The following is a 25583-nucleotide window of genomic DNA, read 5'->3' on the forward strand; positions in this document are numbered from 1 at the left end:
CTCCTTCCATGCGCGTCATGCTCGACCTGATCGAACACCACCGCGGCGGCGAGCCCTGCGGCATCGCTTCGGTGTGCTCGGCCCATCCGCTGGTGATCGAGGCCGCGCTGCGGCATGCGCTGCGCGTCGACGCGCCGGTGGTGCTGTTCGAGGCCACCTGCAACCAGGTCAACCAGGACGGCGGCTACACCGGCATGACGCCGGTGGATTTCGTGCGCTTCGTGCACGGCATCGCCGATGCGGTCGGCTTCGACCGCGCGCGCATCGCACTCGGCGGCGACCACCTGGGCCCGAACCCGTGGACCGCGCTCGGTGCGGACGCGGCGATGGACAAGGCCGAGGCGATGGTCGCGGCGTACGTGGCGGCGGGGTTCCGCAAGATCCACCTCGACTGCTCGATGGCCTGTGAGGGCGATCCCGTACCGCTACCGGAAGCGACCATCGTCGCGCGCGCGGTGCGCCTGTGCCGCGCTGCCGAAGCCGCGCACGCCGCGGCCGGTGGCGAGCCGCCGGTGTACGTGATCGGCACCGAGGTGCCGGTGCCCGGCGGTGCGAGCGAGGCCATCGAAGGCCTCGCGGTCACCACCCCCGAGGCCGCGCTGGCCACGATCGACGCCCACCGCGCCGCGTTCGCCGATGCGGGCCTCGGCGACGCCTGGCGGCGCGTGATCGCCTCTGTGGTGCAGCCGGGCGTGGAGTTCGACCACCACGACGTGATCGACTACCGCCCGCAGGCCGCGCGCGCCCTGAGCGAGGCGGTGCTGAGCGTACCGGGCATGGTGTTCGAGGCGCATTCGACCGACTACCAGACTCCCGACGCGCTGGCCGCGCTGGTGCGCGACCACTTCGCGATCCTGAAAGTAGGCCCCGGGCTGACGTTCGCCCTGCGCGAGGCACTGTGGGCGCTGGACGCGATCGAACGCGAGACCGTGGCGCCGGAGGCCCGCGCCAGCCTGCGCGACGTCGCCGTGGCGCGCATGCACGCGCAGCCGGGCCACTGGCAGCGCTACTACCACGCCAGCGGCGCGCAGCTCGAGCGCGACCTCTCATACAGCCTGAGCGACCGCATCCGCTACTACTGGCCCGATCCGCAGATCGAGCAGGCGCGCGAGCGGCTGTTCGACAACCTGCGCGCGCAGCCGCCGTCGATCGCCCTGCTCGGCCAGTACCTGCCGCATGCGCTGCGCGCATTGCGCGAAGGCCGCGCCGACGCCGATCCCCGTTCCCTCGCCATGGCCCATGTCGCCACCGTCCTGGATGACTACCACCGTGCCTGCCATCCCCACCATGAACACCACTGACCTGCTGCTCGGCATCCCGGAAGCGGAACTCGACGCCTCCGGCGCGCTGTGGACCGCGCGCGAGATCGTGCAGCAGCCGCGCATGCTCAAACGCACCCACGCCCTGCTGGCGGGGATGCGCGAGCGGATCGAGGCCTTCCTGGCCCCGGTGACCGGCAACGCCGCGGCCCGGGTGATCCTCACCGGCGCCGGCACCTCGGCCTACATCGGCGAATGCCTGGCCGCGGTGCTCGACCGCCAGCTCGCCGCGCGCGTGGACGCGGTGCCGACGACCGACCTGGTCAGCTGCCCGCGCCTGCACCTGGATCCCGACCAGCCGTTGCTGCTGGTTTCGTTCGGCCGCTCCGGCAACAGCCCCGAGAGCCTGGCCGCGGTGCAGCTGGCCGAATCGCTGGTGCGCGACGTGCGCCACCTCGTGGTGACCTGCAATGCCGACGGCGCACTGGCGCGGATTCCGGCGCGCCAGGTGCTGACGCTGACCCTGCCGGAGGAAACCCACGATGCCAGCTTCGCGATGACCTCCAGCTTCAGCTGCATGATGTACGCCACCCTCGCCGCGCTCGGCGGCATCGCCGCGCTCGACACGCGCGTCGCGCCGATCGCCGATGCCACCGCAGCGGTCATCGCCCAGTCGCGGCCGATGCTGCAGGAGCTGGCGCTGCGCGGCTTCGACCGCGTGGTCTACCTGGGCAGCGGACCGCTCCAGGGCCTGGCGCGCGAGGCCTGCCTCAAGCTCGGCGAACTGAGCAACGGCGCGGTGGCCACCTGCTTCGACTCGCCGCTCGGGTTCCGCCACGGGCCCAAGACCTTCGTCACCGGCAACACGCTGGTGGTGGTGTTCGTGTCCAATGATGCGATGACGCGCGCCTACGACCACGACCTGGTGGACGAACTGCGCCGCGACGGCTGCGCAGCGCGCGTGATCGAGGTGAGTGCCCGGCCGCGCACGCCCGCGGCCCGCGACACGCTCGCGGTGCCCGGCCTGGCGGGCGCGGCCGACGTCGACCTGCTGTGGCCGTACATCGCGGTGGCGCAGGTCTACGCCTTCCTCGCCTCGCGCGCGCTCGGCCTGTCGCCGGACAACCCCAACCGCCAGGGCACGGTCAACCGCGTCGTGCAGGGCGTGCGCATCCACCCGCTGGTCGATTGATGGCCGGCGACTGCTACCTGGGCGTCGACGGCGGCGGCACCAAGACCCGTTTCGCCGTGGTCGACGCCAATGGCGGGCTACTCGGAGAGGCCCAGGTCGGGACCACCTACCATCCGCAGGTCGGGATCGACGGCGTGCGTGCGGCGCTGGGGGAGGGCATCGATGCGGCGCTGTCGCGCGCCGGCGAAACGCGGGCCTCGGTCCGCCACGCCTTCTTCGGCCTGCCCGCGTACGGCGAGGACAGCCGCGTCACCCCGATGCTCGACGCGATCCCGCGCGACCTGCTGGGCCACGAGCGCTACAGCTGCGACAACGACATGGTCTGCGGCTGGGCCGGTTCTTTCGACTGCGGCGACGGCATCAACATCGTCGCCGGCACCGGATCGATCGGCTACGGCCAGCGCGCGGGCGAATCGGCGCGCTGCGGCGGCTGGGGCGAGGCATTCTCCGACGAAGGCTCGGCCTACTGGATCGCGGTGCAGGGACTCAACGCATTCTCGCGCATGAGCGATGGCCGGCTGCCGCGCGGTCCGCTGCATGGACTGCTGCGCGAACGGCTCGGGTTGCGGCACGACCTGGACCTGTGCGCGCATGTCTACGGCGAGGACGCGCTGGCGCGCGGCGCGCTGGCGCAGCTCTCGCCGCTGGTGGCCGAGGCCGCGACGCTGGGCGACGCGACCGCGGCCGGCATCTTCCGCGTGGCCGGCGAGGAACTGGCCCGCATCGCCGACGCGCTGCGGCGCACACTGGGCTTCGGGGACGGCGAGGCGGTGCCGGTGTCGTACTCGGGCGGTGCGTTCAGCGCCGGCGCCCTGCTGCTGGCGCCGTTCACCGCGTCGCTGCATGCGGCCTGCCCGCGCTTCGAGCTGCGTGCGCCGCTGCATCCGCCGCACCTGGGCGCGGCGTTCTACGCCATGCATCTGTCGCGCCACGACTGAGGCCGCGGACTCTGCGCGCCGCATACGGCGCCAACGCCACGCCCGTGCGACGCCGGCGCCCGCTGGTGGAATCGATCGCTGCGCCTGCGCGTCGCGACCACCCGACCCGTCAGCAGCGCGCGGCGGATCCCGCCGCGCGCCCCGTCCGTCAGCTGTCCGCTTGTGTCGTGACCTTGCCCGCCTGCGGCAGCGGCTCGTCCATCTTGTCGCCGAGCATGCGCCGCACCGCGACGAAGAACACCGGGATCAGCAGCAGGCCGAGGAAGGTCGCGAACAGCATGCCGCCGATCACGCCGGTGCCGATCGCATGGCGTGCGTTGGCGCCGGCGCCGGTGGAGATCGCCATCGGCACCACGCCCATGATGAAGGCCAGCGAGGTCATCAGGATCGGACGGAAGCGCAGCCGCGCCGCTTCGACCACCGCATCGCGCAGGGTCTTGCCGGCCGCGCGCTCGAGCACCGCGAATTCCACGATCAGGATCGCGTTCTTCGCCGCCAGGCCGATCACCGTCACCAGGCCGATCTTGAAGAAGATGTCGTTCGACAGGCCGCGCATCATGGTGAACACCACCGCCCCGAGGATGCCCAGCGGCACCACCAGCAGCACCGAGACCGGGATCGACCAGCTCTCGTACAGCGCGGCCAGGCACAGGAACACCACCAGCACCGAGAGCACCAGCAGCAGGGTCGCGGTATTGCCGGCGATGATTTCCTGGTAGGACAGGCCGGTCCAGTCGAAGCCGATGCCGGTCGGCAGTTCCTCGGTCACGATGTCCTCCATGGCCGACATCGCCTCGCCGGAACTGCGGCCGGGCGTCGGCGCGCCGTTGATGTTCACCGCCGAGTAGCCGTTGTAGCGGGTCAGCGACGGCGCGTTCATCACCCACTCCGAATCCACCACGTTGCTGAGCGGGATCATGGCCGCGTTGCCGTCGGGGTCCATCTGCATGGAAGGGGTGAAGAAGCGCGAGAACGACTCCGGTCCGGTGCGGTAGGGCGCGTCGGCGCGCATGATCACGCGCTTGATGCGGCCATTGGCGAAATAGTCGTTGACGTATACCGGCGCCAGCATCAGCTGGATGGCGTTGTACACGTCGCCGACCGACAGCCCCATCGCCTGCGCCTGGGCACGATCGACGTCGAGCTGCAGCTGCGGGGAATCGGCCAGGGTATTCGGACGCACGCCGCTGAGCACCTCCGGCCGCTGGGCCGCGGCCCCGAGCAGGGTGTCGCGCGCCTGGCCCAGCGCCTCGCGGCCGAGTCCGGCGCGGTCCTGCAGATACATGTCGAAGCCGCCGAACTGGCCCAGGCCCTGGATCGTCGGCAGGTTGACCACGAAGATCGACGCGTCGCGCACGCCCTGCAGCGCGCCATTGGCCTGCTGGATGAACTCGGGCACGGTGACGTCGCGCTCGTCCCAGTGCTTGAGCCGGACGAACGCCATGCCCACGTTCTCGCCCTGGCCGACGAAGCTGAAGCCCGCGATCTGCATCATGCCCTCGTAGCCGTCGATGCCCTCGAGCGTCCCGCGCACCTGCTCGAACACCGCCTGGGTGCGCTGCAGGGTGGAGCCCGGCGGCAACTGCACGATCGCCAGCGCGTAGCCCTGGTCCTCCTCGGGCACGAAACTGCCGGGCAGGCGCGTGAACAGCAGGCCGCACGCCACGCTCAGCGCGGCGAACACCACCATCCAGCGCGGCGCGTGCCGGATCGCACTGCCGATGTGGCCGACATAGGTCCCGCTCACCCGGTCGTAGACGCGGTTGAAGTTGCGGACGATCCAGTTCTCCTTCTTCCCGCCCGCCGGCGCGTGCTGCTTGAGGAAGGTGGCGCACAGCGCCGGCGTGAAGCCCAGCGCGAGAAACGCCGAGAACGCCATCGCCATCGCGATCGTGATCGCGAACTGCTTGTAGATCTCGCCCGAGGCGCCGCCCTGCAGCGCGCTGGGGATGAACACCGCGGCGAGCACCACCGTGATCGCGACCACCGCGCCGGTGATCTGGTCCATCGCCTTCTCGGTCGCCTCGACCGGCGGCAGGTGCTCCTCCGACATGATGCGTTCGACGTTCTCGATCACCACGATCGCGTCGTCGACCACGATGCCGATCGCCAGCACCATCGCGAACATGGTCAGCTGGTTGATGGTGTAGCCGATCAGGCTCAGGCCCAGGAAGGTGCCCAGCAGCGCGACCGGGATCACCAGCGTGGGGATGATCGTCGCGCGCAGGTTCTGCAGGAACAGCAGCATTACCAGGAACACCAGCACCACGGCCTCGATCAGGGTCTTGACCACCTCGTTGATCGAGATCCGCACGAAGGTGGTGCTGTCGAACGGCGTGTACCACTCCACTCCGGCCGGGAACGTGGTCTGCAGTTCGTCCATGCGCGCGGTGATCGCCTCGGCCACCGCCAGCGCATTCGCGCCCGGCTGCAGCATCACCGCCACCGCGCCGGTGGGCTGGCCGTTGAACTTGGCGTCGAAGCCGTAGCCCTGGGCGCCGACCTCCACCCGCGCCACGTCGCCCAGGCGCACGATCGCGCCGTCGGCATCGGCGCGCAGGATGATGTTGCGGAACTCCTCCGGCGTGCTGAAGCGGCCCTCGGCGGCGACCGTCGCGGTGAAGCCCTGGCCTTCCGGCGCCGGGTCGGCACCCACCGAGCCGGCCGCGAACTGCGCGTTCTGCGCGCGCGTCGCCGCCAGCACCTGGCTGGCCGACAGGCCGAAGCCCTGCAGCTTGACCGGGTCGAGCCAGATGTTCATGGCGTACTCGGAGCCGAAATGCTGGGTGTTGCCAACCCCAGGCACGCGCGCCAGCGGCTCGAGGATGCGCGAGGCGATCAGGTCGTTGAGCGCGTTGCGGTCCATCGACGGATCGCTCGAGCGCAGCCCCACCACCATCAGGAAGCCGGCGTTGGCCTTGGCCACCACCACGCCCTGCTGCACCACCTCGGTCGGCAGCCGCGGCGTGGCCAGCGACACCTTGTTCTGCACCTGCACCTGGGCGATGTCGGCGTCGGTGCCGGTCTCGAAGGTGAGCGTGATCGACACCCGGCCGGAGGAACTCGAGGTGGAACTGAAGTACAGCAGGTTGTCGATGCCGGTGAGCTGCTGCTCGATCACCTGGGTGACCGCCTGCTCCGCGGTGCGCGCATCGGCACCGGGGTAGCTCGCGCCCACGGTCACCTGCGGCGGCGCGACGTTCGGGTACGACTCCACGCCCATGTTGAGCAGCGCGATCACGCCGCTGAGCGAGATCAGGATCGCGATGACCCAGGCGAAGACCGGGTGGTGGATGAAGAAGCGTGACATGGCCGGTCAGCCTTCGCTGGCGGGATCGGCCGCGGCTTCACCGTCCGCGGGCGGCGCGGCGTCGGGTGCGGCGCCGTCCGCCGCGGGCGCAGGCGCCTGGCCTCCCGACGCGGGCGCCTGCGCTGGCGCCTGGCCGTTCGCCGGCGCCACTGCGGGCGTCCACGGCACCGCCTTCGCCGGCGCGTCGGCCTTGACCTTCTGCACGCCCGACACGATCACCTGCTCGCCGCCCTGCAGGCCGGCGCTGACGATCCAGCGGCCGCCCTCGGCGCGTTCCAGGGTCACGTCGCGACGCGCGACCTGGCCGTCGTCGCCCACCACCATCACGTAGGCGCTGGCGGCATCGCGCTGCACCGCTGCCTGCGGAATGGCGAACACGTCCTGCAGTTCGCCGAGCTGCGCGCGCAGGCTGACGTAGGTGCCCGGCAGCAGCCGGCCGTCGGGATTGGGGATGCGCGCGCGCATCGAGATCGCGCCGGTGGCGGGGTCGACGATGTCGCCGGAGAAATCGAGCGTGCCGGCGTGGTCGTACACGCTGCCGTCGGGCAGCACGACCTCGACGCTGGATTGCGCGCCGTCCACCGCCTGCGCTTCGCGGATGCGCTGCAGTTCGCCCACGCCGAGCGAGAAGTTCGCGTACAGCGGATCGATCTGGTCGACCGTGGTCAGCAGGGTGGCCTCGCCCTGGCCGACCAGCGCGCCTTCGGTCACGCGCTGGCGGCCGGCGCGCCCGCTGATCGGCGCGCGCACGGTCGCGTACCCCAGGTTGATGCGGGCCGAGTCGACGGCCGCGCGTCCGGCCTGGACCGCGGCCGCGGCGCTGCGTTCGGCGGCCAGCGCGTTGTCGAGATCGGCGGCGGAGACGTAGTTCTGCGGCGCCAGCCGGCGCGCGCGCTCGGCGTTGGCGCGGGCATTGGCATGGTTGGCCTGGGCCTGCGCGAGCGAGGCCTGCGCGGTGCCGAGCGCGGCCTGCAGCGGTGCGGGATCGATCAGGAACAGCACCTCGCCCTCTCGCACGTCGCTGCCCTCGGTGTACACGCGTTCCTGCAGCACGCCGGGCACCCGCGCGCGCACGTCGGCGCTGCGGAACGCGCCGAGGCGGCCGCCGACGTCCATGGTCAGCGGCATGTCGGCGCTGGTGGCCTCGATCACGCCCACCTCGGGCGGCGGCGGCGCCTGCGGGGCTTCGTCCCCGCCACAGGCGGCCAGCAGGAGCAGGAAGGGAAGGGCGATGGGCAAGCGACGCATGGGGGCAGTCCCTGTCGGGCCGGACGAGCCGGCAGCGGCTGAATTTCTGTACCGGACAGTATAGAGTGTCGCGGAGCGGCGGCCCCCTGCCGTTAGTCAGGGGCGCCGCGGATCCGGACAGACGGGCAATGGAGTGCGGCAGGTGTACGCTGGATCACGGAATGAATCTGGTTCACAATGCGCGGCCGGCGACTCCTCCAGTGCCGCTCCGCACCTTCTCCCCATGTCCACCGTCGATCGCAAGCAACGCGAGTTCGCCCGCCGCGAGGACCGCTTCCTCGACTGCGCGCAGGCGCTCATCCAGCGCGACGGCCTGCTCAACCTGCAGATGGCGAAGATCGCCGAGGAATGCGAGTACGCGATCGGTACCCTGTACAAGCACTTCGCCAGCAAGGAGGACCTGCTGGTGGCGCTGTCCACGCGCAACTGCATGGACCGGGTGGAACTGTTCGAGCGCGCCGCGCGCTGGTCCGGCCCGACCCGCGAACGCATCGTCGCGATCGCGCTGGCCGACCTGATCGTGCTACGCGAGCAGCCCGAGCATTTCCGCCTGGCGCAGTTCGTGTGGACCGACGTGGTCTGGGGCGCGGCATCCGAGGGCAGCCGCCAGCGCGCGCTCGAAGCCTGCGAGCCGCTGGCGCGGCTGGTCGACGGCATCGCGGCGCAGGCGCGACGCGACGGCGACCTGCCGCCGGGCTTCGCCCTGCCGGACGAGTGCCTGACGATCGGCCCATGGATCCTGTGCCTGGGCATGCATACTCTCGCCCAGCAGCAGGGCCTGCTGGATCCGTCCGGCATCGGAGATCCCTACCGCCTGCTGTTCAAGCACCTGCATTACCTGCTCAACGGCTACGGCTGGCGTCCGCTGTTCGATCCCGGCGACGACGCCGCGCTCGACCGCATGACCGGGCGCCTGTGCCGCGACGTGTTCGACGCGCCCTGTCCGTATCCCGTCCGTCCCTGACCGCTGACTCCCCCGAAGGCTCCGCCCATGTCCACCGCCCCCAAGCAGCGCAAGCCCCGCTTCATGCTGCGCCTGATCCTGATGCTGGTCGCCGCCGTGCTGATCTTCGGCGGCGTGTTCGCCGTCAAGGCCATCATCGGCGCGCAGACCAACAAGTTCTTCGACAACATGCCGCAGCCGGCGTCCGCGGTGAGCGCGGCCGAGGCCCGGGCCGAGCGCTGGTCCGACGACGCGCAGGCGGTCGGCACCCTGGTCGCGGTGAACGGCACCGACGTCACCACCGAGGCCGGCGGCGTGGTGCGCAGCATCGAGTTCGAGGCCGGGCAGCCGGTGCGCGCCGGCGAAGTGCTGGTGCGCCTGAACACCGACAACGAAGCGGCGACGCTGAATTCGCTCGAGACGTCGGCCCGCCTGGCCAAGGTGCAGGCCGACCGCTGGCAGCAGCTGGGCCGGGACCAGCTGGTCTCGCTCGACGAGATGCAGCAGCGCGTGGCGGCGTCGGCCAGCGCGCAGGCGCAGGCCGATGCGCAGCGCGCGCTGATCGCGCAGAAGACGATCCGCGCGCCGTTCTCCGGCGAGCTGGGCATCCGCAAGGTCAACCTCGGCCAGTTCGTCTCGCCCGGGACACCGATCGTCAGCCTGCAGCAACTCGATCCGATCTACCTCGACTTCACCCTGCCCGAGCAGCAGATGGACGAGCTGGAACCCGGCACGCCGATCCGGGCGACGCTGGAGGGGCTGCCCGGCCAGGTGTTCGAGGGCACGGTCACGGCGATCGAGCCGGGGGTCGACCCGAACACGCGCAACTTCACCGCGCAGGCGACGCTGGACAATCCCGACGGCCTGCTGCGCCCGGGCGCGTTCGCACGCGTGGACTTCGACCTCGGCGGCGAGCGCGAGGTGGTGGTGATCCCGCAGACCGCGGTGAGCTTCAACCCCTACGGCAATGCGGTGTTCGTGATCTCCAGCACCAAGCGCGCCGAGGGCGAGACCGACATGCAGGGCCAGCCGCTGACCGGCGACAAGCTCGTCGTCACCCAGCGCTTCATCACCACCGGCGCCACGCGCGGCGACCTGATCGCGGTGACCGACGGCCTGAAGCCCGGCGAGCGGGTCGCGACCAGCGGCCTGCTGAAGCTGCGCAACGGCGCCGAGGTGACGATCAACAACAAGGTGCAGCCGAGCTCGGACGCCAGGCCCGAAGCGGAAAACCGTTGAGGCCACGCCGGACCCACTTCGAACCCGTCGTGTCCGGCGCAGCGCGCCGGCCGTCCGGGATACCCGCGCGGCCCTGCCGCGCTAGCGGGATTCTCCTCGCCCCCGGCCCCGGGGGGAGGACACGGGAAGCGCGATGAAATTCACCGACATCTTCATCAACAAGCCGGTGCTGGCGATGGTCGTCAGCCTGTTCATCCTGATCTTCGGGTTGCGCGCGTTCTCCGAGCTCAACGTGCGCCAGTACCCGGAGCTGCGCAACGCGGTGATCAACGTCACCACCGTGTACTACGGCGCCGATGCGGACCTGATCCAGGGCTTCATCACCACGCCGCTGGAACGCGAGATCGCCAGCGCCGAGGGCATCGACTACCTGGCGTCGACCAGCTCGGCCGGCGTGAGCACGATCCAGGCCTACATCCGCCTGGACCAGGACCCGAACGAGGCGCTCACCCAGATCGCGGCCAAGGTCAACAAGATGCGCGGCCAGCTGCCGCCGGAGTCCGAGGATCCGGTGATCGACCTGCAGCAGGGCCAGCAGATCGCGGCGATGTACGTGTCCTTCGCCAGCGAGACGCTCAACAACAACCAGATCACCGACTACCTCACCCGCGTGGTGCAGCCCAAGCTCGTGACCGTGGCCGGCGTGCAGCGCGCGGACATCCTCGGTGCCGGCACCTTCGCGATGCGTGTGTGGCTCAAGCCCGAGCGCATGGCCGCGCTGCAGGTCACGGCCAGCGACGTGTCCAACGCGCTGTCGTCGAACAACGTGCTGGCGGCGGTCGGCTCGACCAAGGGCCAGATGGTCGCGATCGACATGACCGCGCGCACCGACCTGCGCAACGCCGACGAGTTCCGCCAGCTGGTGGTGCGCGAGGAAGGCGGCGCGATCGTGCGCCTGGGTGACGTCGCCGACGTGGTGCTGGGCTCGGAGAACTACGGCACCTCGGTGCGCATCAACGGCGAGGCGGCCACGTTCATGGGCATCTTCGTCGCGCCCGACGCCAACTCACTCGACGTGATCCGCGACGTGCGCGAGCTGTGGGACGCGGAGATCGTGCCGCAGCTGCCCGAGGGCATCATCGCCACCATTCCCTACGACAGCACCGAGGCGATCCAGGACGCGATCAACGAGGTGGTGACCACGATCATCGAGGCGGTGATCATCGTGATCGTGGTGATCTTCCTGTTCCTGGGCAGCCTGCGCAGCGTGCTGATCCCGGCAGTGACGGTGCCGCTGTCGCTGGTGGGCGTGCTGTTCCTGATGCTGCTGATGGGCTTCACCATCAACCTGCTGACGTTGCTGGCGATGGTGCTGGCGATCGGGATCGTGGTCGACGACGCGATCATCGTGCTGGAGAACATCCACCGCCACATCGAGGAGGGCATGTCGCCCTACGATGCGGCGATCAAGGGCGCGCGCGAGCTGGCCTGGCCGGTGGTGGCGATGACCACCACGCTGGTCGCGGTGTACCTGCCGATCGGCTTCCAGGGCGGCCTGACCGGGGTGCTGTTCACCGAGTTCGCCTTCACCCTGGCCGGCAGCGTGCTGCTGTCGGGCGTGATCGCGCTGACGCTGTCGCCGATGATGAGCGCCAAGATCCTCAAGCCGCACACCGAGGGCGGCAAGGGCCGGCTCGAATCCTGGCTGGACACCCGATTCGACAAGCTGCGCCACGGCTACCAGCGCCGCCTGCACGGTGCGCTGGAGACCAAGTCGATCATCGCGCTGTTCGGCGCGATCGTGCTGGTCTCGTGCGTGTTCCTGTACATGACCGCGCCCAAGGAGCAGGCGCCGCTGGAGGACGAGGGTTTCATCTTCTCCATCGCCCAGGCCGATCCGGCCGCGACGCTGGACTACGTCGAGCGCTACACCGAGGAGGTCACCCAGATCGCCAAGGGCGTGCCCGAGGTGCAGGACTACTTCCTGTTCAACGGCGGCTTCGGTGGCAGCGGCGGCGGCGCCAGCCCGATGGCGATGGCCGGGTTCGTGCTCAAGCCCTGGAGCGAGCGCGACCGCTCGACCAAGCAGGTGCTCGACCAGGCGCTGCAGCCGCAGATCAGCCAGGTCAGCGGCCTGAACACCTTCGCCCTGGTGCCGCCCTCGCTGCCCAGCGCCGGCGGCGACGGCGGCGGCGAGTTCATCATCGGCGGCGTGGGCGAGCTGTCGCAGCTGAGCGAACTGGCCGACGGGATCCTGCAGCGGGCGATGGACAGCAAGCGCTTCATCTTCCTGGACAAGGACCTGAAGATCGACAAGCCGAGGATCGAGGTCGAGATCGACCGCGACAAGGCGGCCACGCTGGGCATCGACATGCGCACCCTGGCCGCGGACATGGCGTCGATGCTCTCGGGCGGCTACACCAACCGCTTCGCGATGCAGAACCGTTCGTACCTGGTGATCCCGCAGGTCCAGCGCAGCGACCGGCTCAACGCCAGCGACCTGGAGAACTACTACACCCGCACCCGCGACGGCGAACTGATCCCGCTGTCGACCCTGGTGACGCTGAAGGAGAGCGCGCAGCCGCAGTCGCTCAAGCGCTTCCAGCAGCTCAATGCGGTGTCGATCACCTTCATGCCGCGCCCGGGCGTGAGCAAGGGCGAGGCGCTGGAGATCCTCGACCAGGCGGCCGCCGAGGTGCTGCCGCAGGGCTACAGCGTCGACTACGCCGGCGAGTCGCGCCAGTTCAAGCAGGAGGGCTCGGCGATGCTGCTGACCCTGGCGCTGGCGCTGGTGATCATCTTCCTGGTGCTGTCGGCGCAGTTCGAGAGCTTCCGCGATGCGACGATCATGCTGCTCACGGTGCCCATGGCGATCTGCGGCGCGCTGCTGACGCTCAACGTGCTGGCGATCGTCAGCGGCATCCTCGGTTTCTCCGGGATCGAGGCGTTCCCCGGCATGAGCATCAACATCTACACCCAGGTCGGACTGGTGACGCTGGTGGGCGTGATCTCCAAGCACGGCATCCTGATCGTCGAGTTCGCCAACAAGCTGCAGATCGAACAGGGCCTGAGCAAGCGCGAGGCGATCGAGGAAGCCACCGCGATCCGCCTGCGCCCGGTGCTGATGACCACCGCGGCGCTGGTATTCGCGATGATCCCGCTGCTGATCGCCAGCGGTCCCGGCGCGGCCTCGCGCTTCTCGATGGGCATGGTGATCGCCTCGGGCATGACCATCGGCACGCTGTTCACGTTGTTCGTGCTGCCGGCGTTCTACCTGTACCTGGCGCACGAGCATGCGCACGATGCCGACCACGCAAGCGGGCCATCACCTGCCCACGGCGGCGACGCCCCGCTGCCGCCGCCGGCGCCGCAACGCGGCTGAGGCCACGCCGCGGATGCGCCCCTCGCGGCGCATCCGCGCGCGACACCCGGCTACACGATCACCCGCGAAAGCCCCCCGTAACCCGTAACCCGTAACCCGTAACCCGTAACCCGGATAAGCGCAGCGCATCCGGGTCGCGCTCGCCACTCGCGGGCGATTCCCCGTGGACGCTGGCGCATCAAGACGACCCGTCGCGCAATCCCCGAACACAGCGGCACAAGGCCGACCGCAGCCGCAAATCAGTCCAGCAGCGCCGCGAGGTCGAGCCGCGCCGCCGCCCACGCGCCACCGGCCGGCGAGCCTTTCCGCGGCAGGTGCGGCAACAAGCCGAGGCACGGCGCGGGCAGCGCCCCGCGCAGCAACCCCAGGTAATCGTCGGGCCGATCGAAGTCCGGATCGACCGTATTGCCGATCCAGCCCGCCAGGCGACACCCGTCCGCTTCGATGGCACGCGCGCTCAGCCGGGCATGGCTCAGGCACCCGAGGCGCAGTCCGACCACCAGCACCACGTCGGCGCCGATCGCGCGGGCGAATTCGGACTGGTCGAGCCCGTCGCCCATCGGCGCGAGCCACCCGCCGGCGCCTTCCACCACCATCGCCTGCGCCGTGGACGCGAGCCGCGCATATGCGGACTGCAGCACCGGCAATGCGACCGCCACGCCCGCGTCGCGCGCGGCGAGCTGCGGCGCGGTGGCGTGCTCGAGCGCATAGGGATTGGCGTCGTGGTAGGCCGGCGCCGGATCGCTGGCCGCAATCAGCGCCAGCGCATCTTCGTTGCGCCAGCCGCCGTCGGTCCATTCGCAGCCGCTTGCCACCGGCTTCATCCCGACCGCGCGCAGGCCGCGCGAACGCAGCGCGTGCAGCAGCGCCACCGAGGCGACGGTCTTGCCGACGCCGGTATCGGTGCCGGTGACGAACCAGGCACGGGTCATCGGGCGTCGCCGACGGCCGTTGCGCCGCTGCGCCCGCGTGCGGCACGGGGCGTGCCGAGCCGCGGCCGGCTCGCGGACTCCACCCCGGCGTGCGCGCACGGGTGCGGCCAGCGGACCCGCGCGCCTCGCGGGCGATGCCCCGCCGCTGGCGACGCCGAACTGCCTGCGTGGCCCTGCCGCGCCTCCGCCGTGTCCCGATGCCACTGCTTCACCACACGCTCCCGGTCGCGCGCGGACCCGCTGCTACACTGGTCCGATGTTCACCGCCTCCAGTCTAAGCGGCGACAGGCCGCAGCAGTACGCCCAGCTCGCGGACCAGGCGCGCGCGCTCCTGCACGGCGAACCCGACCGGATCGCCAATGCCGCCAACCTCTCGGCGCTCGTCCATCACGCGCTGCCGCGGCTGAACTGGGTGGGCTTCTATTTCTTCGATGGCACCGAACTGGTGGTCGGCCCGTTCCAGGGCCTGCCGGCCTGCGTGCGGATTCCCCTCGACAGGGGCGTGTGCGGCGCGGCCGCGCGCACGCGCCAGACCCAGCGCGTGGACGACGTGCACGCCTTCCCCGGCCACATCGCCTGCGACGCTGCCTCGCGCTCGGAGCTGGTGGTGCCGCTGGTGCGCCGCGGCGAACTGGTGGGCGTGTTCGACCTCGACAGCCCGGATCCGGCCCGTTTTGACGTTATCGACCAGGACGGGCTGGAAACCCTCGCCCGCATCTATGTCGAGTCGCTGCCATGAATGCACCGCTGAAACTGCGCAACATCGGTCCCAAGTCCGCCGCCTGGCTGCGCCAGGTGGGGCTGCGCACGGAGGCCGACCTGGTGGCGGCGGGGCCGGTAGACGCGTTCATGCGGGTCAAGCGCGCCGGCTTCAAGCCGAGCCTGAACATGCTCTACGCACTGGAAGGCGCGCTCCAGGACTGCCACTGGCAGGAGGTGCCCGAGGCCCGGCGCGCCGAACTGGTGGCCGCGGTGGAAGCGGCCACGGCCGACCTGCCGCCACCGCGCGGCCGCCCGGCAGCGGCGCCGGTGACCACCACCCACCACCAGGAAGAATCGGACGCGCCGGCTTTCGGCTTCCTCGACGAGCCCTCGGGCGGCGGCGAGCGGGACTGATCGCGCGCACCGGTCGACGGGCATCGCCCACCGGCCCCACCGGCCCAGCAACGCGTCGACACACACGCCGGCCTGCGCGCAACTGCAGCGTCGACCCGGTGGCGACCGTCCGCCGGCCGTATTCGACGCGTCGGCCTGCCCAACGCCGCGGCCGCTTCCGCGTGAGGCCCGCTTCCAAGATTCCACTTCCATGATTCCGCTGGGCGGATGCCGCCCTCGGCGTTTCGCGCGAAGCGCCCCACCCGGATGCGGGTGCCTGCCGTACAATGCCCGCGCTTCGAGGTGGCCCGCAGGCATTCGCCCAAGGGCTGAAACGGGAAGCCGGTGACGCCGGCGTCGCAGCATGCGACGCGGCCAGTCCGGCACTGCCCCCGCAACGGTAAGCGCGTCAGGTCGCCGCATCCGCCACTGTGCCGAAGGCATGGGAAGGCGCGACGGCCGAGGCATCCACTGCCTCGCGCGCGAGTCCGGAGACCGGCCACGGAGTCCACTGGTTGCGATGCGGAGGGCATCGCGGCGGCGATGCCGGATGCCTGCATCCCGTTTCCGCGGCCCTCTCTCCTCGCGACCCGACCCGAATCGGCGCGTACGCGGGTGTGCGCGCCCTGGAGACCTTTGCATGCACCGTTCCCTGCCCGCGGCGATCGCCGCCGCCCTGCTCCTGCCTGCGTTCGCACTGCCCACCCCGGCGCGCGCCGATGCCGCCGCCACCGATCTCGACACCGTGCTCGTCACCGCCACGCGCAGCGAACTGCGCCTGGCCGACAGCCTGGTGCCGGCCCAGGTCATCGAACGCACCGAGATCGAGCGCAGCCAGGCGCGCGACCTGATCGAACTGCTGCGCGGACGCGCCGGCATCGACGTCGGCAACACCGGCGGCCGTGGCAAGCTCAGCAGCCTGTTCCTGCGCGGCACCGAATCCGACCACGTGCTGGTGCTGGTGGACGGAGTGAAGATGAACTCCGCGACCGCCGGCATGGCGGCGATCCAGGACCTGCCGCTGGCGCAGATCGAGCGCATCGAGATCATCCGCGGCCCGCGCTCGAGCCTGTACGGCTCCGAGGCGATCGGCGGCGTGATCCAGGTGTTCACCCGCGGTGGCCGGGAACCGGGCTTTTCGCCCTACGCGAGCGTCGGCGGCGGCAGCCACGATGCGCGCGAGGCCAGCGCCGGCTTCGACCATCGCGGCGAGCGCGGCTGGATCGGCGCCCATGGCGCCGTTGATCGCACCGACGGCTTCAACGCCTGCCGCGGCTCCGGGGCACTGTTCCAGGGCTGCTTCACCGACGAGCCCGACGACGACGGTTACCGCAATACCTCGATCAACCTGCGCGGCGGCTACCGCTTCGGCGAGGCGCTGGTGCTGGACGGCCAGTTCCTGCAGGCAGATGCGGAGAACGAGTTCGACGGGTCGTACACCAACCGTTCGCGCACCCGCCAGCAGGTCACCGGCGCGCGGCTGCGGCACGCACCCGAGGATGGGCCGCTGGCATTGACCTTCGCGCTGGCGCGCAACGTCGACCGCTCCGACGACTTCCTCGACACCCTGCCGCGCAGCGATTTCCAGACCCGGCGCGACAGCGCCTCGGCGCAGGCCGACCTGCAGCTGGCCGAGGGCCACCTGCTCAGCGCAGGCGTCGACCACAGCAACGACCGCGTCGACAGCGCCACCGCGTACGCGGTCGACGAGCGCGAGAACACCGGCGTGTTCCTCGCCTACGGCGGCCAGGCCGTCGCGCAGCGGTTCCAGGCCAGCGTGCGCCACGACGACAACGAACAGTTCGGCAGCCATGTCACGGGCGCGCTGGGCTGGGGCCTGGCGTTCGACAGCGGCGTGCGCCTGACCGCGTCGCTCGGCACCGGCTTCAAGGCCCCGACGTTCAACGACCTGTACTACCCCGGTTCGGAAAGCCCCGACCTGCGGCCGGAGGAGTCGACCAGCCTCAACATCGGCCTGTCGCGGATCGCGCAGAGTCACCACTGGTCGTTCGACGTGTACGAGAGCCGGGTGGACGACCTGATCGTGTTCGTCTACCCGCCGCCGGACTACCGCGGCGTGGGCAGCAACATCGACCAGGCGCGCATCCGCGGCGCCGAATTCGGCTTCGGCGCCACCCTGGCCGGCGTCGACGTCGCGCTGGAACTCAGCCACACCGATCCGCGCGACCGCAGCGGCGGCGCCAACGACGGAAATCTCCTCGCGCGACGCGCGCGCAGCACGGGACGGCTGGACCTGGATCGCGCCTTCGGCCCGCTGCGCGCCGGCATCACCGTGCAGGCCGCCGGCAGCCGCTACGACGATCCGGCGAACGCGGTGCGCCTGGGCGGCTACGCCACCACCGACCTGCGGCTGGAATATGCGCTGCACCGCGACTGGACCCTGCTCGCGCGCGCCAGCAACGTGTTCGACCGCGAGTACGAGACCGTCGCCTGGTACTACCAGCCGGGACGCGAGTACCACGTCGCCCTGCGCTGGCGCCCGACACGCTGACGGCGGCGCAGGAGGATCGGGCCAGGCCGCCAGCCCGGGGCTGCGCGGCCACCCGATCCGGCCGCGTCAGTGCAGGGCCCGCAGGTTCGCGACCGGCACCGACACCGGAACCTGGCCACGCACCGCCTGCAGGGTCGCCACCAGCTCGTGATAGGTGCCGGCCAGGCGCGCGAACAGCTCGGCATAGGCATCGCGCCCGGCATCGGCCACGCCCTGGTAGGCGCCGCGGCCGAGGTCCACGAAGTAGTCCACCCCGACCCGGCGCCGGTGCGCGAGCGCCGGGAACAATCCCGCCACCAGCAGGCAGCGGTCGCCCACGTCCCGCAGCGCATCCGCGCGGACGCTGCCGACCTGACCTTGGGCATCGAGCCACTCCAGCGCCTGGATGCGCGCCAGCAGGTGCGCGTCGCGCTGGTGGCGCAACAGCACGAACACCAGGTAGCTCTCCTGCGATTCGTCGAGCACCGCGCCACGCGTGGCCAGCGCCTCGCGGATCACCGCCTGCCACAGCGCGGCCGCCGCCCCCTGTCGGATCCCGCTCATCTGCAGCTCCTCGTTGGCCCGATCCGAGCCTAGCGCTGCCGCGCCGTCGCGTGTTGGCAGCCACCCGCCCCGAGTGCTGACCGCGCAAGACGGCGGCGCCGGACGCGTTATCCCGAGACGCGTCGGCCGCTGGCGGGAGCGGACGCCGCCGCGAAGACGGCTGCGACCGGCGCGGCAGCAAGTGCGTAGCCCGGGTAAGCGAAGCGCACCCGGGGTGGGGTTTTGGGGGCCGCAACATCCCACGATCGCAGCGTCGTCCCGAAGGCTGCTTGCAGGAGCGTGTGATGGCGCAACACCCCATGACTTCGGCGACATCGTCCCGGAGGCGCTCTGCGCCCTCGCCGTCCTGCGCCGGCTAGACGCCGCCGGTAGGCACCGCGTGCGCGATTGCGTCGGGAGCCGTCAGCTGCAGCAGCGAGCGCAGGTCGCCGGTGACCGCCACCGCACCCGCGCCCTGCAGGTCGAAGTCGCGATGGTAGCCGTAGTCCACCAGCACCAGCGGCATGCCGGCCGCGCGCGCCGCGGCGGCATCGGTATGGGAATCGCCCACCAGCAGGCAGGCCTCGACCGGCACGTCGAAGGCCCGCGCCAGGTGCAGCAGCGGCAGCGCCGAAGGCTTGCATTCGGGCAGCGTGTCGCCGCCGACGATGCCGTCGAACAGCGCGCGCCAGTCGAGCGCGTCGAGCAGTGGATCGATGAAGCGCTGCGGCTTGTTGGTGCACAGCGCCACCGCGATCCCGCGTTCGCGCAGCCCGCGCAACGCGGCATCCGCGCCGGGATAGGCGCGCGCCTGGCGCGGCAGCGACGTCGCGTAGTGCCGCATCAGCAGCGCGAACACGCGATCGAAGCCCTCGCCATCGGGCAGGTCGGCGCCGGCGTGGCGCAGCGCGCGGTGCAGCAGGAAGCGGGCGCCCTCGCCGATCCAGGTGCGCACCAGCGGCTCGTCCGCGGCCGGGTGCCCGAGTTCGGCCAGGGTCTGGTTCACCGCCCAGGCAATGCCGTGGGCGCTGTCGACCAGGGTGCCGTCGAGGTCGAACAGCATCGCGCGCGGGACTGCGGACATCGGGCTGGCTCCAGGAACGGGCCTGCAGTCTAGCGGCCGGCGCCGTGATGCACGCTCGCGATGGCGACACCCGGCCTTCCGGCCCCAGCCACAGGTTGCATGCTCGTGGTACCCGTGTCGCCAGCGCCACCGGGGACGCTCATGACATGACGGCGTCGGCAGGAAACAGCTCCGGCTGCGGCGCGGCATCTTCCGCGTCGCGGAAATTGGACAGGCCCACGCCGACCAGGCGGTAGCGGGTGTCGGCCGGCAGGTCCACGCGCTCGAGCAGCGCGAGCGCGATGGAGGTGAACGGCTCGCACCCGGCCGGGGGAGCATCGGGCGTCAGGCTGCGGGTGAGGATGCGGAACTGCGCGGTCTTGAGCTTCAGCACCACGGTGCGACCGATCCGATCGGTCTTGCGGGTCGCGTTCCACGCCTTTTCCGCGATCCGCCGGACATGCGGCGCCAGCTCGGCAAGGGGCAGGTCGCGTTCGAACGTGTCCTCGGCCGAGATCGACTGCACCGGCTGGTCGGGCTGGACCGGCCGCTCGTCGATGCCGCGCGCGCGCCGGTACAGCGATGCGCCGAAGCTGCCGAAGCGCAGCTGCAGTTCCTCGCGCGCGAGACCACGCAGCTCGCCGACGGTCTGCACGCCGAGTTCGGCCAGCTTGCCCTGCATCACCTTGCCCACCCCCGGAAGCCGCCCGACCGGCAGCGGCAGCAGGAAGGCCTCCACCTGGGCCGGTTTGACCACGAACAGCCCGTCGGGCTTGTTCCAGTCCGACGCGATCTTGGCGATGAACTTGTTCGGCGCGATCCCGGCCGATGCGGTGAGCCGGGTCTGTTCGCGGATCCGGGCGCGGATCGCCTGCGCGGTCGCGGTGGCGCTCGCCGATTCGATCCTCGGCGCGGTGACGTCGAGATAGGCCTCGTCCAGCGACAGCGGTTCGACCAGGTCGGTGTGTTCCAGGAAGATCGCCCGGACCTGGCGCGACACCGCCTTGTAGCGCGGAAAGTCGGGCGGCACGAACACCGCGTCCGGGCACAGGCGTTCGGCACGCAGCGCCGGCATCGCCGAGCGCACGCCGTAGCGCCGCGCCTCGTAGGAGGCCGCGCACACCACCGAGCGCGCGCCGCGCCAGGCCACGACCACCGGTCGCCCGCGCAGCGACGGATCGTCGCGCTGCTCCACCGAGGCGTAGAACGCGTCCATGTCGATGTGGATGATCTTGCGCACGCGACGCGAATTCTAGGCCGCCGTGCCGGCGGCGTCGCGGCGGATGGGCGCTCCACGGCGACGCCGCCGACGAAGGCCCGGATGCCGGGCAATAAAAAGCCCCGCAGGCAGGGGGGGCCGGCGGGGCTCGGGGAACGGGACTCGGGGAGAAGTCTTGCGTTCCGGATCTCTGCTCCAGGGGATGGGAGGAGATCAGCGACAGACCTTGCATCTGTCGCGAGCTATATGACCACCACGAACATTGAGAGTTCGTGAAGATAATGCTCCGGAGACGGAAGAATTCAGCCCGCGTTTACCTCGCGTCGATTCACCACCGGATTCCGGGGAGTTACATGCAGTTACATACCCTGCCAGAGGTCATGCGGACTGCGGCCGCGTTCAGGGCGGGAGCCATGTGAGCGCTCCCAGTGGGCCTGGCCCGCGGCGGCCGCCACGCTCAATGCGCCTCGTCCCAGTTGGTTCCGGTGCCCGAATCCACCACCAGTGGAACACGCAGTTCCGCCGCCGCCGCCATTCGCGCCGGCACCTCGCGCAGCAGCGTGTCCACGAACCCCGCATCGGACTCGAACACCAGTTCGTCGTGCACCTGCAGGGTCATCAGCGCCGCGCCACCCTGGCCGGCCAGCCAGCGGTCGATGTCGATCATCGCTCGCTTGATGATGTCCGCGGCGGTGCCCTGCATCGGTGCGTTGATCGCAGCGCGCTCGGCGCCGGCGCGCTGGGCCTGGTTGCCGCGCTGGATGTAGTCCAGGTACAGGCGGCGGCCGAAGACGGTCTCGACGAAGCCCTGGTCGCGCGCCTGCTGCCGGGTGCGCTCCATGTAATCGCGCACGCCGGGATAGCGCGAAAAGTAGGTGGCGATGTAGTCCTGCGCCTCGCCGCGGCCGATGCCCAGGTTGCGCGCCAGCCCGAACGCACTCATGCCGTACATCAGGCCGAAGTTGATCGCCTTGGCGGCCCGGCGTTCGTTCGCCGTCACCTGGTCGAGCGCACGGCCGAACACCTCGGCGGCGGTGGCGCGGTGGATGTCGGCGCCGGCGGCGAACGCGCCGAGCAGGCCGGCGTCCTCCGACAGGTGGGCCATGATCCGCAGTTCGATCTGCGAATAGTCGCAGGCCACCAGGCGCCGCCCTTCCGGCGCGACGAAGGCCTTGCGGATCCGTCGCCCGTCCTCGGTGCGGATCGGGATGTTCTGCAGGTTCGGATCGCTCGAGGCCAGGCGGCCGGTCGCCGCGCCGGCCTGGTGGTAGCTGGTATGCACGCGCCCGGTGACCGGGTTGATCATCTCCGGGAGCTTCTCGGTGTAGGTGCTGCGCAGCTTGGCCAGGCCGCGGTATTCGAGGATCACGCGCGGCAGTTCGTGCTGGTCGGCGATCGCCTCGAGCGCCTCCTCGTTGGTGCTGGGCTGGCCCTTGGGCGTCTTCACCAGCGCCGGCAGCTTCAGTTCCTCGAACAGCAGCGCGCACAGCTGCTTGGGCGAGTCGAGGTTGAACGTGCGCCCGGCCAGTTCGGTCGCCTTCTGCTGCGCGGCGAGCATGCGCCGCGAGAGGTCGGCGGTCTGCCGGCGCAGTTCGTCCGCGTCGACCTTCACCCCGTTGGCCTCGACCCGTTCGAGCACCGGCACCAGCGGCATCTCGATCGTGCGGTAAACGCCTTCGAGCGCGGGCTCGGCGGCGAGCTGCGGCGCCAGCACGCGGTGCAGGCGCAGGGTGATGTCGGCGTCCTCGGCCGCGTAGCGCGTGGCGTCGTCGATGGCGACGTGCGAGAACGGAATCTGCTTGCTGCCCTTGCCGGCCACCGCCTCGTAGCGGATCGTCTCGTAGCCAAGCAGGCGCTGCGCCAGCGAGTCCATGTCGTGGCGCTGGCTCGAATTCAGCACGAAGCTTTCCAGCATGGTGTCGTCGGCGTAGCCGCGCAGCTCGACGCCGTGGCGGCGCAGCACGTGCAGGTCGTACTTGCCGTGCTGGCCGAGCTTGCGCCGGTCGGGGTCTTCCAGCAGCGGGCGCAGCGCGTCGAGCACCGTGGTGCGGTCGAGCTGGGCAGGCGCGCCGGGATAATCGTGGCCGAGCGGCACGTAGGCCGCGTGGCCGGGCTCGACCGCGACGCTGATCCCGACCAGGTTGGCGCGCATCGGATCGAGCGAATCGGTCTCGGTGTCGAGCGCGAACCCGTCCGCCGCGGCCAGCCGCGCCAGCCAGTCGTCCAGCTGCGCGGGCGTGAGGACCGCCTCGTAGCGGCCGGGCGCCGCCAGCGCCGGGTCGGGCGGCGGCGCATCGTGCGGGGCGGGCGCGGTGATGCGGCCGCTGCCGCGGGCCCTGCCGGGTTCCTTCTCCACCGCGTCCGCCGCGGCGGCGCCGTCGAGTTCCTTCAGCGCCTGGTTGAAGCCGTAGCGCGCGTACAGCACCCGCAGCTCGTCGACGTGGCGCGGGCGCAGCCGCAGGCCGTCAGGGGCGACGTCGAGCCCGACGTCCGTACGGATGGTCGCCAGCTGGCGGCTCAGCGGCAGCTGCGGCAGCGCCTCGCGCAGGTTCTCGCCGATCTTGCCCTTGATGGCGGCGGCGTTCGCGATCACGCCGTCGAGGCTCCCGTACTCGGACAGCCACTTGGCCGCGGTCTTGGGCCCGCATTTGGGCACGCCAGGGATGTTGTCGACGCTGTCGCCCATCAGCGCGAGCATGTCGACGATCTGGTCGGCGCGCACGCCGAACTTGGCGATCACCGCGTCGTCGCCGTCGATCCGGCTGCCGGTCATGGTGTTGACCAGCTCCACCAGGCCGCGGCCGGGCGACTGCAACCGCACCAGCTGGGCGAAATCCTTGTCGCTGGTGGAGATGGTGACGTCGATCCCCTGGTCCGCGCCCTGCAGCGCGAGCGTGCCGATCACGTCGTCGGCCTCCACGCCCGGCACGCGCAGGATGGTGAAGCCCAGCGCTTCGACGATCCGGCACATCGGCTCGACCTGCGCGCGCAGCTCGTCGGGCATGGGAGGACGGTTGGCCTTGTACGCCGGATACAGCGCCTCGCGGAACGTCGGGCCGCTGGCGTCGACCACGAAGGCCGCGAAGTCCGGCCCCTCCTTCAGCGTCGCGCGCAGCATGTTGACCACGCCGAACAGCGCACCGGTGGGCTCGCCGTCGGCATTGGTCAGCGGCGGCAGCGCGTGGAACGCGCGGAACAGGTACGACGAACCGTCGATCAGTACGAGTCTTGGCATGGCCCGATTCTACGCGTGCCGGGTCGCACGGGCCGGGAAGGCGCGGGCGTGGCGAACGGCGCGACACGCCGGCGACCTGTCGGTTCCAGGCCTTCGCCCCGCATCCCTCGCGTCGCCTTGATGCGTGCGGCGCATAATGGCCTTCACCCCTGCCGGAGCTCCGCCATGCGTCCCCGTGCCCGCCTGCTGCCGATCGTCCTGTCCGCACTCGTGCTCGGCGCCTGCGCCACCTCCGGACCCGCCACGGTCGACATCCCGCCCGGCGCCGAGGAAGCGACCCGCACCGAGGCCAACGGCGACGTGATCACCGAATACCGCGTCAATGGTGAACTGCGCGTCGTGCAGGTGACGCCGTCGCGCGGCCCGGCCTACCACCTCTACGTGCGCGACGGCCGGGTGCTGTCCACCCGGGAAGGCGACGACGCGCCTCAGACCTACTTCAAGCTGTTCGGCTGGTGAGGGGGCGCACGCCGGAACGGATCGACGACGCGCGACGGCGATGGGCCAGGTGCTGAATGTCGCCCTGGTCGGCTACGGCTTCGTCGGCCGGGTCTTCCACGCGCCGCTGATCGCGACCACCCCGGGGCTCCGCCTGCACACCGTGGTCTCGCGCGACGCGGCGAAGGTGCACTCCGACTGGCCCGATGCGCGCGTGGTCGCCGACCCGACGCACGCCTTCGCCGACGGCGCAATCGACCTGGTGGTCATCGCCGCGCCCAACGCGGTGCATGCGTCGCTGGCGATCGCCGCCCTCCGGGCCGGTCGCCACGTCCTGGTGGACAAGCCGTTCACCACGTCGCTCGCAGAGGCGCGTGGCGTGCTCGACGTGGCGCGAAGCGCCGGCCGCCTGGCCAGCGTGTTCCAGAACCGGCGCTGGGATACCGATTTCCTCGCCCTGCGCGCACTGGTGGAGAGCGGCACCCTGGGCGAGATGGCGGAACTGCATTCGCACTTCGACCGCTTCCGGCCACAGGTCCCGGACCGCTGGCGCGAACGCGCCGGGCCCGGCGCCGGACTGTGGTTCGACCTCGGCCCGCACCTGGTGGACCAGGCGCTGCAGCTGTTCGGCACGCCGCTGTCGATCCAGGCCGACCTCGCCACGCAGCGCGCGGACGCCGTGGTCGACGACTGGTTCCACGTGGTGCTGCGCTATCCGCGCCTGCGCGTGGTGCTGCATGCCGGTGCGCTGGTGGCCGCGAACACATTGCGCTTCGCCGCGCACGGCACCGGCGGCAGTTACGTCAAGCACGGCCTCGACCCGCAGGAAGACGCGCTGCGCGCGGGCACGCGTCCCGGCAGTCCGGACTGGGGGCTCGACCGGCGCCCCGGCGAACTCACCACGATGGGCGCGGATGGGCCCGTGACGCAGGCGATCGACGGCCCGCGCGGCGACTACCGCGCCTGCTACGCGGCGATGCGCGACGCGATCCTCGGCCAGGGAGAGGCGCCGGTCACGCCAGCTCAGGCGCTGGCGGTGATGCAGGTGCTGGACGCGGGCGTAGCCAGCGCCGCGTCCGCCCGCAGCATTGCGCTCGCGGACACGGCGGGCTGAGC

The 25583-nt window shown here is 71.0% G+C and carries 18 protein-coding genes and 1 riboswitch; of the genes, 11 read left to right on the top strand and 7 right to left on the bottom strand.

Annotated features, from left to right (window positions below):
- Nucleotides 1-8: 8 nt before the first annotated feature.
- From QFW81_RS04570 to QFW81_RS04580, 3 genes are read left to right on the top strand one after another with little or no spacing between them, the layout of a single operon-like run.
- The gene (locus QFW81_RS04570) at nucleotides 9-1301 is read left to right on the top strand and encodes a D-tagatose-bisphosphate aldolase, class II, non-catalytic subunit (protein ID WP_280577403.1); all 1293 of its coding nucleotides are present in this window, start codon (nucleotides 9-11) and stop codon (nucleotides 1299-1301) included.
- A complete protein-coding gene (locus tag QFW81_RS04575) occupies nucleotides 1288-2451 on the top strand; it encodes an SIS domain-containing protein (RefSeq protein WP_280577404.1) in 1164 nt (387 codons plus the stop codon). The genes QFW81_RS04570 and QFW81_RS04575 overlap by 14 nt, the downstream gene beginning before the upstream one ends.
- Nucleotides 2451-3389, top strand: a complete 939-nt coding sequence (locus tag QFW81_RS04580; RefSeq protein ID WP_280577405.1) for a BadF/BadG/BcrA/BcrD ATPase family protein — start codon at nucleotides 2451-2453, stop codon at nucleotides 3387-3389. Before QFW81_RS04575 ends, QFW81_RS04580 begins: the two co-directional genes overlap by 1 nt.
- A 148-nt stretch (nucleotides 3390-3537) precedes the next feature.
- Here QFW81_RS04580 and QFW81_RS04585 read toward each other — a convergent pair whose 3' ends face one another.
- Together QFW81_RS04585 and QFW81_RS04590 are read right to left on the bottom strand one after the other, a co-directional pair.
- Nucleotides 3538-6699 carry a multidrug efflux RND transporter permease subunit gene (locus tag QFW81_RS04585; protein ID WP_280577406.1) on the bottom strand — a complete coding sequence of 1054 codons (3162 nt, stop codon included), beginning with the start codon at nucleotides 6697-6699 and terminating at the stop codon, nucleotides 3538-3540.
- A 6-nt stretch (nucleotides 6700-6705) separates the two neighbouring features.
- The gene (locus QFW81_RS04590; protein WP_280577407.1) at nucleotides 6706-7947 is read right to left on the bottom strand and encodes an efflux RND transporter periplasmic adaptor subunit; all 1242 of its coding nucleotides are present in this window, start codon (nucleotides 7945-7947) and stop codon (nucleotides 6706-6708) included.
- Between the two features lie 223 nt (nucleotides 7948-8170).
- Here QFW81_RS04590 and QFW81_RS04595 point away from each other — a divergent pair, with 223 nt between their 5' ends.
- The 3 genes from QFW81_RS04595 (at nucleotide 8171) to QFW81_RS04605 (ending at nucleotide 13451) form a co-directional block, all read left to right on the top strand.
- Nucleotides 8171-8911: a TetR/AcrR family transcriptional regulator gene (locus tag QFW81_RS04595; RefSeq protein WP_280577410.1), complete on the top strand. Its 741-nt coding sequence runs from the start codon at nucleotides 8171-8173 to the stop codon at nucleotides 8909-8911.
- 27 nt (nucleotides 8912-8938) lie between these two features.
- On the top strand, nucleotides 8939-10129 hold the full coding sequence (locus QFW81_RS04600; RefSeq protein WP_280577411.1) for an efflux RND transporter periplasmic adaptor subunit: 1191 nt from the start codon (nucleotides 8939-8941) through the stop codon (nucleotides 10127-10129).
- A gap of 133 nt (nucleotides 10130-10262) precedes the next feature.
- Nucleotides 10263-13451, top strand: coding sequence for an efflux RND transporter permease subunit (locus QFW81_RS04605; protein ID WP_280577412.1), 3189 nt, complete (start codon nucleotides 10263-10265; stop codon nucleotides 13449-13451).
- Between the two features lie 239 nt (nucleotides 13452-13690).
- On the opposite strand, the gene bioD is transcribed toward QFW81_RS04605, so the two are convergent.
- Nucleotides 13691-14383 carry a dethiobiotin synthase gene (bioD, locus tag QFW81_RS04610; protein WP_280577413.1) on the bottom strand — a complete coding sequence of 231 codons (693 nt, stop codon included), beginning with the start codon at nucleotides 14381-14383 and terminating at the stop codon, nucleotides 13691-13693.
- Nucleotides 14384-14639: 256 nt separating this feature from the next.
- Between bioD and QFW81_RS04615 the strand changes: the two genes are divergently transcribed.
- The 3 genes from QFW81_RS04615 (at nucleotide 14640) to QFW81_RS04625 (ending at nucleotide 17990) form a co-directional block, all read left to right on the top strand.
- Nucleotides 14640-15122 carry a GAF domain-containing protein gene (locus QFW81_RS04615; protein WP_280577414.1) on the top strand — a complete coding sequence of 161 codons (483 nt, stop codon included), beginning with the start codon at nucleotides 14640-14642 and terminating at the stop codon, nucleotides 15120-15122.
- Nucleotides 15119-15499, top strand: a complete 381-nt coding sequence (locus QFW81_RS04620; RefSeq protein ID WP_280577415.1) for a TfoX/Sxy family protein — start codon at nucleotides 15119-15121, stop codon at nucleotides 15497-15499. The genes QFW81_RS04615 and QFW81_RS04620 overlap by 4 nt, the downstream gene beginning before the upstream one ends.
- A 263-nt stretch (nucleotides 15500-15762) precedes the next feature.
- Nucleotides 15763-15996, top strand: a riboswitch (cobalamin riboswitch).
- A gap of 122 nt (nucleotides 15997-16118) precedes the next feature.
- Nucleotides 16119-17990, top strand: a complete 1872-nt coding sequence (locus QFW81_RS04625) for a TonB-dependent receptor domain-containing protein (RefSeq protein WP_280577416.1) — start codon at nucleotides 16119-16121, stop codon at nucleotides 17988-17990.
- 66 nt (nucleotides 17991-18056) lie between these two features.
- On the opposite strand, the gene QFW81_RS04630 is transcribed toward QFW81_RS04625, so the two are convergent.
- The 4 genes from QFW81_RS04630 to polA all read right to left on the bottom strand — a co-directional run bounded on the left by QFW81_RS04630 (nucleotide 18057) and on the right by polA (nucleotide 24029).
- Nucleotides 18057-18533, bottom strand: coding sequence for a hypothetical protein (locus QFW81_RS04630; protein ID WP_280577417.1), 477 nt, complete (start codon nucleotides 18531-18533; stop codon nucleotides 18057-18059).
- A 355-nt stretch (nucleotides 18534-18888) separates the two neighbouring features.
- Nucleotides 18889-19596: a phosphoglycolate phosphatase gene (gene gph / locus QFW81_RS04635; protein WP_280577418.1), complete on the bottom strand. Its 708-nt coding sequence runs from the start codon at nucleotides 19594-19596 to the stop codon at nucleotides 18889-18891.
- Between the two features lie 139 nt (nucleotides 19597-19735).
- Nucleotides 19736-20815, bottom strand: a complete 1080-nt coding sequence (gene dinB / locus QFW81_RS04640; protein ID WP_280577419.1) for a DNA polymerase IV — start codon at nucleotides 20813-20815, stop codon at nucleotides 19736-19738.
- Nucleotides 20816-21251: 436 nt separating this feature from the next.
- Nucleotides 21252-24029, bottom strand: a complete 2778-nt coding sequence (gene polA, locus QFW81_RS04645; protein WP_280577420.1) for a DNA polymerase I — start codon at nucleotides 24027-24029, stop codon at nucleotides 21252-21254.
- Nucleotides 24030-24194: 165 nt separating this feature from the next.
- On the opposite strand from polA, the gene QFW81_RS04650 reads away from it, so the two are divergent.
- A complete protein-coding gene (locus tag QFW81_RS04650; protein WP_280577421.1) occupies nucleotides 24195-24488 on the top strand; it encodes a DUF2782 domain-containing protein in 294 nt (97 codons plus the stop codon).
- 40 nt (nucleotides 24489-24528) lie between these two features.
- Nucleotides 24529-25581 carry an oxidoreductase gene (locus QFW81_RS04655; RefSeq protein ID WP_280577422.1) on the top strand — a complete coding sequence of 351 codons (1053 nt, stop codon included), beginning with the start codon at nucleotides 24529-24531 and terminating at the stop codon, nucleotides 25579-25581.
- Nucleotides 25582-25583: the final 2 nt, after the last annotated feature.

Origin of the sequence: Luteimonas kalidii (genome assembly GCF_029887935.1) — a bacterium.
Taxonomy (GTDB): Bacteria; Pseudomonadota; Gammaproteobacteria; order Xanthomonadales; family Xanthomonadaceae; genus Luteimonas; species Luteimonas kalidii.

Bases quoted from the DNA above. Each gene is read 5' to 3' on its own strand.
- QFW81_RS04615 (WP_280577414.1), top strand. From the start codon at position 14,640: ATGTTCACCGCCTCCAGTCTAAGCGGCGACAGGCCGCAGCAGTACGCC.
- gph (WP_280577418.1), bottom strand. From the start codon at position 19,596: ATGTCCGCAGTCCCGCGCGCGATGCTGTTCGACCTCGACGGCACCCTG.
- QFW81_RS04605 (WP_280577412.1), top strand. From the start codon at position 10,263: ATGAAATTCACCGACATCTTCATCAACAAGCCGGTGCTGGCGATGGTC.
- bioD (WP_280577413.1), bottom strand. From the start codon at position 14,383: ATGACCCGTGCCTGGTTCGTCACCGGCACCGATACCGGCGTCGGCAAG.
- QFW81_RS04590 (WP_280577407.1), bottom strand. From the start codon at position 7,947: ATGCGTCGCTTGCCCATCGCCCTTCCCTTCCTGCTCCTGCTGGCCGCC.
- QFW81_RS04620 (WP_280577415.1), top strand. From the start codon at position 15,119: ATGAATGCACCGCTGAAACTGCGCAACATCGGTCCCAAGTCCGCCGCC.
- QFW81_RS04600 (WP_280577411.1), top strand. From the start codon at position 8,939: ATGTCCACCGCCCCCAAGCAGCGCAAGCCCCGCTTCATGCTGCGCCTG.
- polA (WP_280577420.1), bottom strand. From the start codon at position 24,029: ATGCCAAGACTCGTACTGATCGACGGTTCGTCGTACCTGTTCCGCGCG.
- QFW81_RS04595 (WP_280577410.1), top strand. From the start codon at position 8,171: ATGTCCACCGTCGATCGCAAGCAACGCGAGTTCGCCCGCCGCGAGGAC.
- QFW81_RS04570 (WP_280577403.1), top strand. From the start codon at position 9: ATGCGCGTCATGCTCGACCTGATCGAACACCACCGCGGCGGCGAGCCC.
- QFW81_RS04585 (WP_280577406.1), bottom strand. From the start codon at position 6,699: ATGTCACGCTTCTTCATCCACCACCCGGTCTTCGCCTGGGTCATCGCG.
- QFW81_RS04575 (WP_280577404.1), top strand. From the start codon at position 1,288: ATGAACACCACTGACCTGCTGCTCGGCATCCCGGAAGCGGAACTCGAC.
- QFW81_RS04625 (WP_280577416.1), top strand. From the start codon at position 16,119: ATGCACCGTTCCCTGCCCGCGGCGATCGCCGCCGCCCTGCTCCTGCCT.
- QFW81_RS04655 (WP_280577422.1), top strand. From the start codon at position 24,529: ATGGGCCAGGTGCTGAATGTCGCCCTGGTCGGCTACGGCTTCGTCGGC.
- QFW81_RS04580 (WP_280577405.1), top strand. From the start codon at position 2,451: ATGGCCGGCGACTGCTACCTGGGCGTCGACGGCGGCGGCACCAAGACC.
- QFW81_RS04650 (WP_280577421.1), top strand. From the start codon at position 24,195: ATGCGTCCCCGTGCCCGCCTGCTGCCGATCGTCCTGTCCGCACTCGTG.
- QFW81_RS04630 (WP_280577417.1), bottom strand. From the start codon at position 18,533: ATGAGCGGGATCCGACAGGGGGCGGCGGCCGCGCTGTGGCAGGCGGTG.